Genomic DNA, 15,455 nt, shown 5'->3' on the forward strand with positions numbered 1-15,455 from the left:
CGGGTCTGCCGGGCGCGGGGGCGCCGGGGACCCGGGGCGCGGATCAGAAACCGATGGGCAGGCCCGCGTAGTTCTCCGCCAGGCCGGTGGCGCCCGCCTCGCTGGTGGCGACCCACCGCAGCTGCGACAGCTGCAGCTGCTCGTCGAACCGGTCGCCGGAGGTGTGCAGCATCGTGGTCATCCACCAGGAGAAGTGCGTGCAGCGCCACACCCGCCGCAACGCGGTGTCGGAGTAGGCGTCCGCCAGCGTCGCGTCGCCCTTCACGAGCAGTTCGGCCAGGGCGGGGGCCAGCAGCGCGACGTCGGCGACGGCGAGGTTCAGGCCCTTGGCGCCGGTGGGCGGCACGGTGTGCGCGGCGTCGCCGGCCAGGAACAGGCGGCCGTGGCGCATGGGGGTCTGCACGTAGCTGCGCATGGGCAGCACGCTCTTGCTCGTGATGGGCCCGGGGGTCAGTTCCCAGCCGTCCTGGCCGTGGCCGAGGCGGGTGGCCAGCGCGTCCCAGATCCGGTCGTCGGACCAGTCGGCGACGTCGGTGCCGTTGGGCACCTGCAGGTACAGGCGGCTGACGGTGGCCGAGCGCATGGAGTGCATGGCGAAGCCCTCGGGGTGCCAGGCGTAGATCAGCTCGTCGGTGGAGGGGGCGACGTCGGCGAGGACGCCCAGCCAGGAGTACGGGTAGGTGCGCTCCCAGGAGCGGCGCACGGTGCCGGGCACCGCGGCGCGGCTGGGCCCGAAGGAACCGTCGCAGCCGACGACGACGTCGGCGTCGAGGCGGTGGGCGGTCCCGTCGGCGGCGGTGAACGTCACGTGCGGGCGCTCGGTCTCCAGCTCGTGCAGCTGCACGTCGGTGACCTCGTAGCGCACGTCCTGCCCGCGCGCGTCGGCCGCGTCGACGAGGTCCTTCTGCACCTCGGTCTGCCCGTACACCCACACGCTGCGGCCGGTGAGGTCCACGAAGTCGAGGTGGTGGCGCTCGTGCGGCCACTGCAGGTGGATGCCGCGGTGCTCGTCGCCCCGTTCGCGCAGCCTCCCGCCGAGGCCGGCGTCGGTGAGCAGCTGGACGGTGGAGTGCTCCAGGATGCCGGCGCGCACCCTCGCCGCGACGTACTCCCGGCTGCGGGTCTCCAGCACGACCGACTCCACCCCCTCGGCGGCCAGCAGGTGGGACAGGAGCAGTCCGGCCGGTCCCGCGCCGACGATGGCGACCCGGCTCCGCAGTGAGCGCATGGTCGGCACGGTAGGGCGCCGCCACCGCCGGGCGGGTGGTCCCTTCCGCGAGGTGGAAGCGGGGCCGGGGCACACTGCGCGGGTGGACGCGACACCGACGGCGGCCGGGAAGCTGCTGGCCGTGCTGGGGGCCTTCGACGACGGGCACCGGCGCCTGACCCTGACGCGGCTCGCGGAGCGGGCCGGGCTGGCCCTGACGACGGCGCACCGCATCGTGGCGGAGCTGGCGGCGTGGGGGGCGCTGGAGCGGCGCCCCGACGACACGTACGTGGTGGGCCGGCGGTTGTGGAACCTGGGGCTGCTGGCGCCGGTGCAGACGGACCTGCGGGTGGTGGCCGCGCCGTTCGTGCACGACCTGCACGCCGCGACGAAGGCCACCGTCCACGTCGCCGTGCTGGACGGTGCCCGCGCGCTGTACGTGGACCGCACCTCGGGCCGCTGGTCGGTGCCGATCGTCAGCGAGGTCGGCAGCCGGCTGCCGCTGCACACGACGGGGGTGGGCAAGGTGCTGCTGGCCCACGCGCCGCAGGAGGTGGTGGACCGCTGCTGCGCCGACCTCGTGGCCCCCACGCCGTGGGCGGTGACCGACGCGGACGTGCTGGCGGCGCAGCTGGCCCGGGTGCGGGAGCAGGGCTGGGCGCTGACCGACCAGGAGATGACGCCGGGCGCCTCCTCGCTGGCGGTGCCGGTGCGCGACCGCACCGGCACCGTGGTGGCGGCGCTCGGGGTGGTCGTGGCGCCCTTCGAGGCCGGTTCCCCGGTGCAGCAGTCGCTGCTGACGGCGCTGCGGGTGACCGCCGCGGGCATCGAGCGCTCGCTGCCGCGGCGGGACTGAGCACCCGGCTTCCGCGAGGCGGAAGGCTTTGGTGCTCCTCGCGCGCGCGGGTGGTGCACTCGGGCCGTGGTCGCACCGCAGCGACCGGGAGGGACGAGCATGAGCGTCGACACCAGCCGCGAGACCGCGCGGCGCAGCGGAGCCGAGGTGCGGGCGGAGGAGCGGATCGCCTCCTCCGACGCGGCGGTCTTCACCCAGGAGCAGATCAGCGCCGAGATCGCCGCGGTGCACACCGCCGACGCCGAGGCGCGCGGGCGCGGCGAGCACGTGCCCGCGACCCGCCGCGACTTCGCGCCGTACCGCAGCTCCGTGCTGCGCCACCCCACCAAGGAGGCGGTGCGCGCCGACCCGGAGGACGTGGAGCTGTTCTCCCCCGTCTTCGGCGAGCGCGACATCGACCCGCTGGAGGCCGACCTGACGATCGGCTTCCCCGGCGCCCCCGTCGGCGAGCGGATGGTCGTCACCGGCCGGGTCGTGGACGGCGAGGGCCGCCCGGTGCGCCGGCAGCTGGTGGAGGTGTGGCAGGCCAACGCCGCGGGGCGGTACGTGCACAAGCGCGACCAGCACCCCGCGCCGCTGGACCCGAACTTCCTGGGGGTGGGCCGCTGCCTGACCGACGAGGACGGCTGGTACCGGTTCACGACGATCAAGCCGGGCCCGTACCCGTGGAAGAACCACCGCAACGCCTGGCGGCCGGCGCACATCCACTTCTCGCTGTTCGGCACGGAGTTCACGCAGCGGCTGGTCACCCAGATGTACTTCCCCGGCGACCCCCTGTTCGACCTGGACCCGATCTACCAGTCCATCACCGACCCGGTCGACCGCGAGCTGCTCGTGGCCCGCTACGACCACTCCGTCACCCAGCACGAGTGGTGCACGGGGTACCGCTGGGACATCGTGCTGACCGGCTCGCACCGCACCTGGCTGGAGCCCGAACCCGAACCCGGCGAGGAGCACTGATGGGAACCCCGATCCCGCGCCCCACCCCCGGCCAGACCGTGGGGCCGTTCTACGGGTTCGCGCTGCCGTTCGCCGGTGACGGCGAACTCGTCCCGCCGACGTCCCCGGGTTCGGTCCGCCTGCACGGCACCGTGCTCGACGGGCTCGGGGTGCCGGTGCCGGACGCGCTGCTGGAGGTGTGGCAGGCGAACCCGGACGGTTCCGCGCCCACCGCGGTCGGCACGTTCGGCCGCGACGGCGCCACGTTCAGCGGTTTCGGCCGCTGCGGCACGGACCGCACCGGCGGGTACCGGTTCTGGACGCGCGAGCCGGCGCGCACCGGCGGCGGTGCGCCCTTCTTCGTCGTGGCGGTGTTCGCGCGCGGCCTGATGCACCGGTTGCTCACGCGCGCCTACCTGCCCGGCCCGGACGGTTCCGCGCCGGGCGACGCCCTGCTCGCGTCGCTCCCGCCGGAACGGGCCCGCACGCTCGTGTGCGTGCGCGAGGCGGACGGTTCCCTGCGCTTCGACGTCCGCCTGCAGGGCGAGGGCGAGACGGTGTTCCTGGAGCACGGGACGCGGTGACGGGGGGTTCGCGCTGATGGTGTCGGCGCTGTTCTGGCCGGGCCTGCACCGGGCGGGCGACGCGTTCGGCGACGCCGCGTTCGCCACGGCGATGGTCCGGGTGGAGGCCGCGTGGCTGGACGCCCTGGCCGCCGCGAGGCTCAGCCCGGTCGGCGGTGACGTCCTGGACGGCGCCGCGTCGGCCCTCGGCCCGGCGGAGCTGGCGCAGCTCGGCGAGGCGGGCGAGGGCGGCGGGAACCCCGTCCTGCCGCTGGTGGCCCTGCTGCGCGAGCGCGCCGGCGCCGCGGCCGGCCCGCGGGCCGCGGCGGCCGTCCACCGCGGCCTGACCAGCCAGGACGTGGTGGACACCGCGCTGCAGCTGTGCGCCCGCGACGTGGTCGTGCAGCTGCGCCCCGAGGTGGACGCGCAGGTGGCCGCGCTGGTCGCGCTGGCCGCGCGGCACCGGGACACGCCCACCGTCGCGCGCACGCTCACGCAGCACGCGCTGCCCACGACGTTCGGGGCGCGCGTCGCCTCGTGGCTGACGGCGGTGCTGGACGCCCGCGACGCGCTGGCGGCGCTGCCGCCGGCGCCCGCGCAGTTCGGCGGGGCGGTCGGGACGCTCGCGGGGCTGGTGGAGCGGCTCCGCGCCGCGCTGCCCGCCGGGGCCGACGCCGCCGCGGCGGCCGACGCCGTGGCCGCCGACGCCGCGCAGCGCCTGGGCCTGGCGCACCGCCCGCCGTGGCACACCGCGCGCCGGCCGGTGACGGTCCTGGGCGACGCGTTCGTCGCGGTCACCGACGCCCTGGGGCACGTGGCGGCCGACGTGCTGACCGCCTCGCGCAGCGAGGTGGCCGAGCTGCGCGAGCCCGCCGCCCCCGGCCGCGGCGCGTCCTCCACCATGCCGCAGAAGCGCAACCCCGCCCTGTCCGTGCTGCTGCGCCGCACCGCGGACAGCGCGCCGGCCCTGGCGGCGCAGCTGCACGCCGCCGCCGCCGGCGCCGGCGACGAACGGCCCGCGGGCGCGTGGCACACCGAGTGGCCCGCCCTGGCGGCGCTGGCCCGCACGACGCTGGCCGCCGCCCGGCAGGCCACCGAGCTGCTCGGCGGGCTGGAGGTGGACGCCGCGGCGATGGCCCGCAACCTCGACGCGGCGCTGCCCGGCGCCCTGGCGGAGCGGCTCGTCCCGGCGCTGGCGCAGCTGCCCACGCCGAACGGCCCGCTGGGGACCGCGGGGGCGAAGCAGGTCCTCGGCGCCGCGGACGTCACCGCGCTGCGCGAGGCGCTGGTGCAGCGCACCGGCGCCCGCGCCGGGGAGGTGGACGAGCTGCTGGGCCGCCTGGCCGACCCGCGCGGTTACCTGGGCACCGCCGGCCTCGTCGTCGACGCCGTCCTCACCCGCGCGCGCGGGTGAGCCCGCGACGACCCCGCACGCACCGCACCACTCCGGAGGAACCGTGAGCCTGCTGTCCACCACCCGCCTCGACGGGACCGGTCCCGCACCGGCGGACCTGCCCCTGCTCGTGGTCGGCCCCTCCCTGGGCACGACCAGCCGCACGCTGTGGAGCGAGGTGGCCCAGCGCCTGGCGGGCACCGCCGTCGTCGTCGGGTGGGACCTGCCCGGTCACGGCGACGCGGCCCCGGCCACCGCGCTGACGGCCGGGCGGCTGGCGGCGGACGTCGCCTCGTTCGGCGCCGCGGTGCAGGCCGAGCGGGGCCGGCCCGGTGAGGCGTTCGCGTACGCCGGCGACTCCATCGGCGGGGCGATCGGTCTCCAGCTGGCCCTGGACTCCCCCGGCGCGGTGTCGGCCGTCGGGGTCCTGTGCAGCGCGCCGCGCATCGGCACGCCGGCCGGCTGGCGCGAGCGGGCCGCGCAGGTGCGCGAGCACGGCACGGGACCGCTCGTGGAGGCCTCGGCCGCGCGCTGGTTCGCCCCGGGTTTCGCGGCCCGGCGACCGGAGGTGGTGCGAGCCCTGCTGGACGACCTGGCGGCCACCGACGCGGCCTCGTACGCCGCCGCGTGCGAACTGCTCTCGGGTCTCGACGTCACCGGGCGGCTGGGGGAGCTGCGGGTGCCGGTGCTGGCCGTGGCAGGTGAGCTCGACGTCGTGGTGCCCGTCGACGAGACCCTCGCCGTCGGCCGCGCCCCCGGGGCGCTGGCCACCGTCGTGGCGGGGGCGGCCCACCAGCTGCCCGTGGAGGACCCGGTGGCGGTGGCGGACCTGCTGCGCCACCACGTGCTCGCCGCCCCGGCCGCGCAGCGGCGCACGCTGGGCGAGCAGTACGCGGCGGGGATGGCGGTGCGCCGGGAGGTGCTGGGGCCGGCGCACGTGGACCGCGCCACGGCGGGCGTGGACGACGTGACCCGCGACTTCCAGGAGATGATCACCCGCTACGCGTGGGGCGGGATCTGGACGCGCGAGGGCCTGTCCCGGCGCGAGCGCTCGATGATCACCCTGACCGCGCTCATCGCCCGCGGGCACCACGAGGAACTGGCGATGCACCTGCGCGCCGCGGTGCGCAACGGCCTGACGCAGCAGGAGATCGTCGAGGTGCTGCTGCAGTCGGCGGTCTACTGCGGCGTCCCGGACGCCAACACCGCGTTCCGCGTCTACCGCGAGGTCCTCGCGCAGGACGCCTGACCCCCGCCCCCACCGGTCGGTCGGCGGGCGTACCCTGACGTTGTACGTAGGACGCACAAGCGTTCGCACAGCGAACACGGAGGCCCGATGCCCGCCGCACACCTCTACGACGCCGTCCGCACGCCCTTCGGCAGGTTCCGCGGGGCGCTGTCCGGCGTGCGCCCCGACGACCTCGCAGCGGGCACGCTGAGCGAGCTGCTGCGCCGCTCCCCCGGCCTGGCCCCCGCAGCGGTCGACGACGTCGTGCTCGGCGACGCCAACGGCGCCGGCGAGGACAACCGCAACGTCGGGCGCATGGCACCGCTGCTGGCCGGCTTCCCCGTCACCGTGCCCGGCACCACGGTCAACCGCCTGTGCGGTTCCAGCCTGGACGCCGCGATGATCGCCTCCCGCGAGATCGAGACCGGTGACGCGCGCGTCGTCGTCGCCGGTGGCGTGGAGTCGATGAGCCGTGCGCCGTGGGTCCTGCCCAAGCCCGACGGGCCGTTCCCGGTGGGCGACGTCACCGCCGTGTCGACGACGCTGGGGTGGCGGCTGGTGAACCCGCGCATGCCCCAGGAGTGGACCGTCTCGCTCGGCGAGTCCAACGAGCAGCTCGTCGAGCGGTTCGGCATCGGCCGCGAGCGCCAGGACGAGTTCGCCGCCGGCTCGCACCGCCGCGCGGCGGCAGCCTGGGACGCGGGGCACTACGACGCCTGGGTGGCGCCGGTCCCCGGCACCGACCTGACGCGCGACGAGGGCATCCGCCCCACCACGTCGGTGGAGAAGCTGGCGGGGCTGACCCCGGCGTTCCGCCCCGACGGGACGATCACCGCCGGCAACGCCTCCCCCCTGAGCGACGGCGCCTCCGCGCTGCTCATCGCCGCCGAGGACGCCGTCGACGTGGTCGGCCGCGAGCCGCTGGCGCGCATCGCCGGGCGCGGCACGGCGGCGCTGGAACCGCAGGTGTTCGGGTACGCCCCCGTGGAGGCCGCCGAGCGCGCGCTGCGCCGTGCGGGGATCGGCTGGTCCGACGTGGGTGCCGTGGAGCTCAACGAGGCGTTCGCCGTGCAGTCCCTGGCCTGCGTCGACGCCTGGGGCGTCGACCCGGGGATCGTCAACCGGTGGGGCGGGGCCATCGCCCTGGGCCACCCGCTGGGCGCCTCCGGCGGCCGGGTGCTGGGGACCCTCGCCGCGGTGCTGCGCGCCACCGGGGAGCGCTGGGGCGTGGCGGCGATCTGCATCGGCGTCGGCCAGGGTCTCGCCGTCGTGCTGGAGAACCTCGACACCACCGCGCGCACCGCCCGGAGCGCCTCGTGATGCGGGTGTGCGCCTCCGCGGACGAGGCGGTCGCGGACGTGCAGGACGGCTCCACCGTCCTCATCGGGGGTTTCGGCACCGCGGGGATGCCGTACGTCCTCATCGAGGCCCTGCTGCGCCGCGGCGCGAAGGACCTGACGGTCGTGAACAACAACGCCGGCAACGGCACCACCGGGCTGGCCGCCCTGCTGGCGGCCGGGCAGGTGCGCAAGGTGGTCTGCTCCTTCCCCCGGCAGAGCGACTCGTTCGTCTTCGACGAGCTCTACCGGGCGGGGGAGGTGGAGCTGGAGGTGGTCCCGCAGGGGAACCTGGCCGAGCGGCTGCGCGCCGCCGGCGCCGGCATCGGCGCCTTCTACACCCCCACCGGCGCCGGCACGCTGCTGGCCGAGGGCAAGGAGCACCGCACCATCGACGGCCGCGAGTTCGTCCTGGAGCTCCCCATCCGCGGGGACGTGGCGCTGATCGCCGCCCACCGCGCGGACGGCGTGGGGAACCTGGTGTACCGCAAGACCGCCCGGAACTTCGGCCCGGTCATGGCCACGGCCGCCACCACGACGATCGTGCAGGTGAGCGAACTGGTCCCGACCGGCGCGATCGACCCCGAGACGGTGGTGACGCCCGGCATCTTCGTGGACCGGGTCGTCGTCACCGGGGCACCCGGGACCCCCGGCAGCACCGAGGAACGACGCGCGTGAGCAGCACCGGAACCCCCGCGGGGCAGCTGTCCCGGACGGTCGAGCACCCGGACGCCGCTCCCCTGGGCCGCGACGAGCTGGCCGCGGTCGTGGCGCGCGACATCCCCCGCGGTTCGTACGTGAACCTCGGCATCGGGCAGCCCACGCTGGTCGCCGACCACCTCACCGCCGACCAGGGCGTGACCCTGCACACGGAGAACGGCATGCTCGGCATGGGACCGGCCGCGGTGGGCGATCAGGTCGATCCCGAGCTCATCAACGCGGGGAAGGTCCCCGTCACGGAACTGCCCGGCGCGGCGTACTTCCACCACGCGGACTCCTTCGCGATGATGCGCGGCGGCCACCTGGACGTGTGCGTGCTGGGGGCGTTCCAGGTCTCCGCGCGCGGTGACCTCGCCAACTGGCACACCGGTGCTCCCGGCGCGATCCCCGCCGTGGGCGGCGCGATGGACCTGGCCACCGGCGCGAAGCAGGTGTTCGTGGTGATGACGCTGTTCGCGCGCGACGGTTCCGCCAAGCTGGTGCCGGAGTGCACGTACCCGCTGACGGGGCTGGCGTGCGTGCGGCGCGTGTTCACCGACCTGGGGGCGTTCGACGTGGGCCCGCACGGTGTCGTGGTCCGCGAGACCTGGGGCACCACGGTGGAGGGCCTGCGCGAGCGCCTGCCGGTGCCGCTGCTGCGGCTGGAGGACCTCTGAACGCGTCCGAGCCCGGGCAGGGCACCGGCCCGGAGCCGCGCAGCGAGCGCGTGCAGGCGTTCGCGCGCGGCCTGGCGGTCATCCGCTGCTTCGACGCCGAGCACCCCGAACTGGGAGTGGCGGACGTGGCGCGCCGCACCGGCACCACCCGCGCGGCGGCGCGCCGGTTCCTGCTGACCCTGCTCGACCTGGGGTACGTCAGCACGGACGGGCGCACGTTCCGGCTGACCCCACGGGTCCTGGACCTCGGCTACAGCTACCTGTCCAGCCTGTCGCTGCCGGACCTGGCGCAGCCGCACCTGGAGCGGTTGTCGGCGCAGCTGCAGGAGTCGTGCTCGGTGTCGGTCCTCGACGGCGGCGACATCGTGTACGTGGCCCGGGTGGCGACGCGGCGCATCATGTCCGCCGCCATCACGGTGGGCACCCGCTTCCCCGCGCACGCCACCTCGATGGGCCGGGTGCTGCTGGCGGAGCTGGACCCGGCCGACGCGGCGCGGCGCGTGGAGGGCACCCACCCGCAGGCGCTGACGGCGCGCACCCTGCACGAGACGGCGCCGGTGCTGGCCGAGCTGCAGCGGGTGCGCTCGCAGGGTTTCGCCCTGGTGGACCAGGAGCTGGAGGACGGGGTGCGCTCGGTGGCGGTGCCGCTGCACCGGGACGGCGCCGTGGTGGCCGCGGTGAACGTGTCCGTGCCGGCGAGCCGGTTCAGCACCGCCTCGCTGCGCCGCGACGTGCTGCCGCGGCTGCGCGAGTGCGCGGCAGCGATCGAGGAGGACCTCGCCCGCGGCTGACGCGGCCCGCACCCGGTCAGGACAGCGCACCGGTGACGGCCAGACCGATCGCCGCGGCCGTGGTCGTGGCGACGACCGTGGTGGTGGCGTGCGCGGCCGCCGCCGCGAGCCGCCCGCGCCGCAGCAGCCCCACCGTCTCGAAGCACGCCGTGCTGAACGTGGTGTAGCTGCCGCAGAACCCCGTGCCCAGCACGGTGAGCAGCGAGCCCGGTGCGCCGTGCGCGAGGACGAGGCCGGTGAGCAGGCCGAGCAGCAGGCTGCCGGTGACGTTGACGGTGAGGACCGCGGCGGTGGGGCGCTGCGGCCGGCGGCGCTTGAGGGCGCCGTCCACCGCGTGGCGGGTCAGCGCCCCGGCCGCCGCGGCGAGCGCCAGCACCACCAGCGTCACGCGCCCTCCCCCGCCGGCCGCGGCAGCAGCCGCCCGGCGAGGGCGACGCCCGCCCCGCACAGGACCACCCCGGCCACGACGGAGACGAGCGGGTACGCGACCGCCACGCCCACCGCCCCGCCGCGGGCCAGCAGGTCCGTCTCCACCGCGAGCGTGCTGTACGTGGTGAAGCTGCCGATCAGGCCCGTGCCCAGCCCGAGCCGCAGCAGGCGCCGCCGGCCGGTGTCCGGACCGCGACGGGCGAGCCCCTCCAGCAGCAGGCCGAGGGCCAGGCAGCCGAGCAGGTTGACGACGGTGGTGGCCACCGGCCACCCGCCCTGCGGGGTCGTCAGCCAGCGGCCCGCGCCGTGGCGGGCGAGCGCACCGGCGGCGGCGCCTGCCGCCACCGCCCCCCACGCGACCGCCCGGGAGGAGGTGGCTGGAGGGACGGTGCTCACGGTGGGGCAGGCTAGGCCACCGCGCGCCGCGACGGGTGGTGGCGGGGCGGGACGAGGAACCGGACGAGGGGGCCAGGTGGCGGATCGGGTGGGGCAGCCGCTGCGGAGGGCGCTGGAGTCCGCGGGGTACGAGGTGCTGCCGTTCCCCGGCACGGCGGAGGCCGTGCTGGCCCACGTCCCGCGCACGGTGCCGCTGACCGTGACGGCCTCGCCGTCGAGGGGCACGGCCGCGACGCTGGAGCTGACCGAGCGGCTGACCGCCGAGGGGTACCGCGTCGCGCCGCACCTGTCGGCGCGGATGCTGCGCGACGGGGCGGAGCTGCGCGAGGTGGTGGACCGCCTGCGCGCCGCGGGCACCACCTCGGTCTTCGTCGTGGGCGGTGACGCGCGCGAGACCGGGGAGTTCCCCGACGCCCGCTCGCTCCTGCAGGCCCTGGAGGCGATCGGTCACCCGTTCGGCGACGTCGGCATCGCCGGGTACCCGGAGGGGCACGCCTCCCTCGACGCGGCCGCTCTCGAGCGCTCCCTGGTGCAGAAGGCGCCGCTGGCGCACCACGTCGTCACGCAGGTCTGCTTCGACCCCGCGGTGATCGCCTCCTGGGCCCGCGAGGTCGCCGCGCTGGGCGTGCACCTGCCGGTGCGGGTGGGCGTGCCGGGAGCGGTGAGCCGCGAGAAGCTGCTGCGCATCACCGCCGGCATCGGCGTCGGCGAGTCCGCGAGGTTCCTGCGCAAGCAGCCCGGGCTGCTGCGCCGGTTCTTCACCCGGCGCGGGTACGACCCGGGGCCGGTCGTGGAGGGCCTGGCCGACGAGTTCGGCGCGCCGGGGCACCACGTGACCGGGCTGCACGTGTTCACCTTCAACGACGTGGCGGGCACGGAGGCGTGGCGGCAGGATGCGCTGCGCCGGCTGGGCCGGCGCCGCTGAGGAACCACCGACACCCCCGACAGACACCCACGACACCGGAGGCCCCGTGTTCGCCATCGCCGTCCGCTTCGACCTGCCCGACGAGGAGGCCGCCGCCGCGTTCGACGACCTCGTGACCCGCGCCGTGCCGGAGATCCTCGCCGAGGAGCCCGGGACGCTGACGTACGTGCCGCACCGCGTCGAGGGCGAGCCGCTGGCCCGGCTGTTCTACGAGGAGTACGCCGACCGCGACGCCCACGCCGCGCACGAGGCGCGAGAGGGCACCGCGCAGTTCCTGCGCGGCGTGCGGGAACTGGTCACGTCGGTGCGCGCGGAAATGCTCACACCGCTGCGCGGCTGAACCGCTCACGCCGCCGGGCGGCCCGGCCACCCGTCCCCGCCCCGCCCGGGGACGGGTGGCCGGGGGCGTCAGCTCGCCGGGACCGGCTCCGCGACCGGTTCGGCGGCCAGTTCCGCACGGACCTCCGCGGCGGCGGCGACGAGGTTCCGCAGCGCCGGGACCGTCTCGGCGTACCCGCGGGTCTTCAGCCCGCAGTCGGGGTTCACCCACACCTGCCGGGCGGGCACCGAGGCCACCGCCAGGCGCAGCAGCTCGGTGATCTCCTCCCGGGCCGGGACCCGCGGGGAGTGGATGTCGTGCACGCCCGGGCCGATGCCGCGGGCGAACCCGGCGCGGGCGATGTCCGGCAGCACCTCCATGCGCGAGCGCGCCGCCTCGATGCTCGTCACGTCCGCGTCGAGCCCGTCGATGGCGTCGATGACCTCGCCGAACTCCGAGTAGCACAGGTGGGTGTGGATCTGCGTGGCGTCCGCGGCACCGGCCGTCGCCAGCCGGAACGCCGCCACCGACCAGTCCAGGTAGGCGGGCTGGTCGGCACGGCGCAGCGGCAGCAGCTCGCGCAGCGCCGGCTCGTCGACCTGCACGACGCCGATGCCGGCCGCCTCCAGGTCGGCGACCTCGTCGCGCAGGGCGAGGGCGACCTGGCGGGCGGTGTCGCCCAGCGGCTGGTCGTCGCGCACGAACGACCACGCCAGGATCGTCACCGGCCCGGTGAGCATCCCCTTGACCGGCCGGGACGTGCGGGAGGCGGCGTGCGTGCTCCACGGCACCGTGATCGGCGCAGGGCGGGTCACGTCGCCCCACAGGATCGGCGGGCGCACGCAGCGCGAACCGTAGGACTGCACCCACCCGTGGCGGGTCACCGCGAAACCGTCGAGGTTCTCCGCGAAGTACTGCACCATGTCGTTGCGCTCGGGTTCGCCGTGGACGAGGACGTCCAGGCCGATCTCCTCCTGCAGCGCGACGACGCGGTCGATCTCCGCGCGCAGGAACTCCTCGTACTGCTCCTGGGACAGGCGCCCGGCCGCCCGGGCGGCGCGCGCGGAGCGGATCTCGCCGGTCTGCGGGAACGAGCCGATGGTGGTGGTGGGCAGCAGCGGCAGACCCAGCGCGCTCTCCTGCGCAGCGCGCCGCGTCGCGTAGTCGCTGCGGCGCAGGTCCTGCGGCCGAAGGGCGGCGAGGCGCTCGCGCACGTCGCCGCGCACCACGCCGGGGGCGGCGAGGCGGTCGGCGCGCGCCGCCGAGCCGGCGGCGATCGCGTCGGCGCGGGTGTCGGGGTCGCGCAGCGCCTCCCCCAGCAGCACGACCTCGCCGACCTTCTGGTCGGCGAAGGCCAGCCAGCCGCGCAGCCGCTCGTCCAGCCCCGTCTCCTCGGCGACGTCGTGCGGCACGTGCAGCAGGGAGGTGGAGGTGGACGCGACGACGGTGCCGGTCAGCGGTGCCAGCTGCTGCAGGCGGCGCAGCGCCGCGGCGAGATCGGCGCGCCACACGTTGTGGCCGTCGACGACACCCGCGACGAGGGTCTTGCCGGCCAGGCCGTCCGGGGCCGAGGCCGGGACGGCGCCGCGCACCAGGTCGATCGCGATCGCGTCGACGGCGGTGGCGGCCAGCGGCTCCAGGACGTCGCCCAGGTCGCCGTAGGGCGCGGCCACGAGCAGCCGGGGACGCCCCGGGGCGGCGGTGAGGGCGTCGTAGGCGGAGCGCACCAGGGCGTGCAGGTCGCTCACGCCGGCGGTCGCGGAGTCGCTGACGAGGGCGGGCTCGTCCAGCTGCACCCACTCGGCGCCGGCGGCGGCGTAGGCGGCGAGCAGTTCCGCGTAGGCGGGGAGCAGGTCCGTCAGCCGGTCGATCGGGGCGAACCCCTCCGGGCTGCCGTCGGCGGGCTTGGACAGCAGGAGGAACGTCACCGGCCCCACGAGGACGGGGCGGGTGAGGAAGCCGTCGGCGAGGGCCTCGGAGAACTCCCGCACGCCGCGGTCGTCGGCGAGGCGGAACCGCGTGCCGGGCGCGATCTCGGGGACCAGGTAGTGGTAGTTCGTGTCGAACCACTTCGTCATCTCCAGCGGTGCGTCCGCGCCGCGGCCCCGGGCGATCGTGGACAGCCCCGCCAGGTCGACCCGCCCGTCGGCACCGACGACGTCGGCGAAGCGCGGCGGCACGGCGCCGATCGAGATCGCCGCGTCGAGGACGTGGTCGTACGCGGAGAACGCCGAGGGGATGGACGCGTCGTGCGCGTGCAGGCCCAGGTCGTTCAGGCGGCGCAGGGTGCGGGCGCGCACGTCGGCCAGCGCCCGCTCGGTGGTGGCGACGTCCGCGCTGCCGGACCACAGCGCCTCCAGCGCCTTCTTGGTCTCCCGGCGCGGGCCGATGCGCGGGTAGCCGAGGACGGTGGCGGACCAGGCGGGGACGCCGGCGGGACGGGACTGCTCGGGGGTGGGGTTCTCAGTGCTCATCGGGATCCTCCTGCCGCGAGGGCGGCGTGGTGGGGAACCGCGGATGCCTGCGGCCGTCCGGCCGAGCTCGGGACCGTCCGGGTCCCGGCGCCGAGGTGGGCTCCCTCGAGCAGGTCCAGCGCCGCGGGCGCCGAGTTGAACGTGTAGAGGTGCAGGCCGGGCGCACCGGCCGCGAGCAGGTCGCGGGCCAGCGCCTGGCCGTAGCGGGTGCCGGTGCGGTGCCGGGCCGCGTCGCCGTGCTCGGCGGCGGCCTCCAGGGAGGCCAGCAGGTCCACCGGCACGGGCACCCCGGTCAGCTGCTGCAGGCGCAGCAGCCGGGCCGGGTCGGTGGTGGGGATGACGCCGGGCAGCAGCGGCAGGGTGATGCCGGCTGCGCGCGCCCGCTCGGTGAAGTCGGCGTACTCGCGCGCCGAGTAGCAGACCTGGGTGATCGCGAAGGACGCTCCCGCGTCCTGCTTGGCGCGCAGCGCCCGCAGGTCCTCGGCGCGCCGGGAGGAGGGGAAGGCCGCCACGGCCACCGTCAGCGGCGGGACCGGGGTGCCGGGGGCGCCGGCCAGGCGGTGGTGGCGGTCGGCGACGTGCAGGAGCTCCACCAGGTCGCACGCCCGCCGCACGGCGTCGCCGGGGGCGGGCTCGCTCACCCGCCCGGCGGGCGGGTCGCCGCGCACGGCCAGGACGTCGCGCACCCCGGCGGCGAGGAACCGCTCGGCGAGGTCGACCACCTGCCGGCGGGTGGCGCCCACGCAGGTGATGTGGGCCAGGGCCGCGGCGCCGGTGTGGCGGCGCACGTGGCGCAGCAGGTCGCAGCCGGCGTCCCGGGTCCCCCCGCCGGCGCCGTGCGTGACGGAGAGGAAGTCCGGGCCCGTGGCCGCCAGGCGGGCGACCGTGTCGTGCAGGGCGTCGGCCGCCGCCGGCGAACGCGGCGGGAACAGCTCGAAGCTGAGGGTGGGGCGGCCGGCGGCACCGGCGACCAGGGCGCCGACGCTCACGGCCGGGTGCCGTGCTCGCCGGGCCCCGGGCGGGTGCGCGGACCCGTGGGACGGGTGGTCCCGGGACAGGTGGTGCGGGGACGGGACATCGTCGACTCCATCGACCTGGCGGAAGCACCCGCACCCGCGCTGCGGGGGGTTGCTGCGGCGTCGTCGAGCCAGGACTCTCGGCCGCTCTGGATGGGGTGGCGGTGCTGGTGGTGCGACTGCTGGTGGTGCGACTGCTGGTGGTG

16 protein-coding genes and 1 riboswitch are annotated in these 15,455 nt (G+C 76.5%); of the genes, 11 read left to right on the plus strand and 5 right to left on the minus strand.

Annotated elements, in window-relative coordinates; genetic code table 11:
• Positions 1–43: 43 nt before the first annotated feature.
• On the minus strand, positions 44–1,219 hold the full coding sequence (locus V9U69_RS18950) for a 4-hydroxybenzoate 3-monooxygenase (protein ID WP_442907834.1): 1,176 nt from the start codon (positions 1,217–1,219) through the stop codon (positions 44–46).
• A gap of 91 nt (positions 1,220–1,310) precedes the next feature.
• Here V9U69_RS18950 and V9U69_RS18955 point away from each other — a divergent pair, with 91 nt between their 5' ends.
• From V9U69_RS18955 to V9U69_RS18995, 9 genes are all read left to right on the plus strand, one after another.
• On the plus strand, positions 1,311–2,063 hold the full coding sequence (locus V9U69_RS18955; RefSeq protein WP_337063449.1) for an IclR family transcriptional regulator: 753 nt from the start codon (positions 1,311–1,313) through the stop codon (positions 2,061–2,063).
• Positions 2,064–2,162: 99 nt separating this feature from the next.
• Positions 2,163–3,023 carry a protocatechuate 3,4-dioxygenase subunit beta gene (pcaH, locus tag V9U69_RS18960; protein ID WP_337063450.1) on the plus strand — a complete coding sequence of 287 codons (861 nt, stop codon included), beginning with the start codon at positions 2,163–2,165 and terminating at the stop codon, positions 3,021–3,023.
• Positions 3,023–3,586 (plus strand): protocatechuate 3,4-dioxygenase subunit alpha, encoded by a 564-nt coding sequence (gene pcaG / locus V9U69_RS18965; protein ID WP_337063451.1) that lies wholly within the window; start codon positions 3,023–3,025, stop codon positions 3,584–3,586. The genes pcaH and pcaG overlap by 1 nt, the downstream gene beginning before the upstream one ends.
• A gap of 16 nt (positions 3,587–3,602) precedes the next feature.
• Complete coding sequence (locus V9U69_RS18970) at positions 3,603–4,979, plus strand: lyase family protein (RefSeq protein ID WP_337063453.1); 1,377 nt, start codon at positions 3,603–3,605, stop codon at positions 4,977–4,979.
• A 52-nt stretch (positions 4,980–5,031) separates the two neighbouring features.
• Positions 5,032–6,207: a bifunctional 3-oxoadipate enol-lactonase/4-carboxymuconolactone decarboxylase PcaDC gene (gene pcaDC / locus V9U69_RS18975; RefSeq protein WP_442907835.1), complete on the plus strand. Its 1,176-nt coding sequence runs from the start codon at positions 5,032–5,034 to the stop codon at positions 6,205–6,207.
• 87 nt (positions 6,208–6,294) lie between these two features.
• A complete protein-coding gene (locus V9U69_RS18980) occupies positions 6,295–7,506 on the plus strand; it encodes a thiolase family protein (RefSeq protein ID WP_337063456.1) in 1,212 nt (403 codons plus the stop codon).
• The gene (locus V9U69_RS18985) at positions 7,506–8,201 is read left to right on the plus strand and encodes a 3-oxoacid CoA-transferase subunit A (RefSeq protein WP_337063457.1); all 696 of its coding nucleotides are present in this window, start codon (positions 7,506–7,508) and stop codon (positions 8,199–8,201) included. Before V9U69_RS18980 ends, V9U69_RS18985 begins: the two co-directional genes overlap by 1 nt.
• 26 nt (positions 8,202–8,227) lie before the next feature.
• The gene (locus tag V9U69_RS18990) at positions 8,228–8,899 is read left to right on the plus strand and encodes a 3-oxoacid CoA-transferase subunit B (protein WP_442907836.1); all 672 of its coding nucleotides are present in this window, start codon (positions 8,228–8,230) and stop codon (positions 8,897–8,899) included.
• Positions 8,900–8,949: 50 nt separating this feature from the next.
• A complete protein-coding gene (locus V9U69_RS18995) occupies positions 8,950–9,690 on the plus strand; it encodes an IclR family transcriptional regulator domain-containing protein (protein ID WP_337063459.1) in 741 nt (246 codons plus the stop codon).
• Positions 9,691–9,706: 16 nt separating this feature from the next.
• On the opposite strand, the gene V9U69_RS19000 is transcribed toward V9U69_RS18995, so the two are convergent.
• Positions 9,707–10,078 (minus strand): CrcB family protein, encoded by a 372-nt coding sequence (locus tag V9U69_RS19000; RefSeq protein WP_337063460.1) that lies wholly within the window; start codon positions 10,076–10,078, stop codon positions 9,707–9,709.
• Complete coding sequence (locus V9U69_RS19005) at positions 10,075–10,515, minus strand: CrcB family protein (RefSeq protein WP_337063461.1); 441 nt, start codon at positions 10,513–10,515, stop codon at positions 10,075–10,077. The genes V9U69_RS19000 and V9U69_RS19005 overlap by 4 nt, the downstream gene beginning before the upstream one ends.
• Positions 10,516–10,591: 76 nt before the next feature.
• Here V9U69_RS19005 and V9U69_RS19010 point away from each other — a divergent pair, with 76 nt between their 5' ends.
• Positions 10,592–11,440, plus strand: coding sequence for a methylenetetrahydrofolate reductase (locus V9U69_RS19010; RefSeq protein ID WP_337063463.1), 849 nt, complete (start codon positions 10,592–10,594; stop codon positions 11,438–11,440).
• 46 nt (positions 11,441–11,486) lie between these two features.
• Positions 11,487–11,780, plus strand: coding sequence for a putative quinol monooxygenase (locus tag V9U69_RS19015; RefSeq protein WP_337063464.1), 294 nt, complete (start codon positions 11,487–11,489; stop codon positions 11,778–11,780).
• Between the two features lie 68 nt (positions 11,781–11,848).
• On the opposite strand, the gene metE is transcribed toward V9U69_RS19015, so the two are convergent.
• Both metE and V9U69_RS19025 read right to left on the minus strand, forming a co-directional pair.
• Positions 11,849–14,233, minus strand: coding sequence for a 5-methyltetrahydropteroyltriglutamate--homocysteine S-methyltransferase (metE, locus tag V9U69_RS19020; RefSeq protein WP_337063465.1), 2,385 nt, complete (start codon positions 14,231–14,233; stop codon positions 11,849–11,851).
• Positions 14,230–15,222 carry a methylenetetrahydrofolate reductase gene (locus tag V9U69_RS19025; RefSeq protein WP_337063467.1) on the minus strand — a complete coding sequence of 331 codons (993 nt, stop codon included), beginning with the start codon at positions 15,220–15,222 and terminating at the stop codon, positions 14,230–14,232. Before V9U69_RS19025 ends, metE begins: the two co-directional genes overlap by 4 nt.
• 94 nt (positions 15,223–15,316) lie before the next feature.
• A riboswitch (SAM riboswitch) is annotated at positions 15,317–15,409 on the minus strand.
• Positions 15,410–15,455 lie beyond the last annotated feature (46 nt).

Source organism: Kineococcus sp. G2 (genome assembly GCF_037154035.1).
Classification (GTDB): domain Bacteria; phylum Actinomycetota; class Actinomycetes; order Actinomycetales; family Kineococcaceae; genus Kineococcus.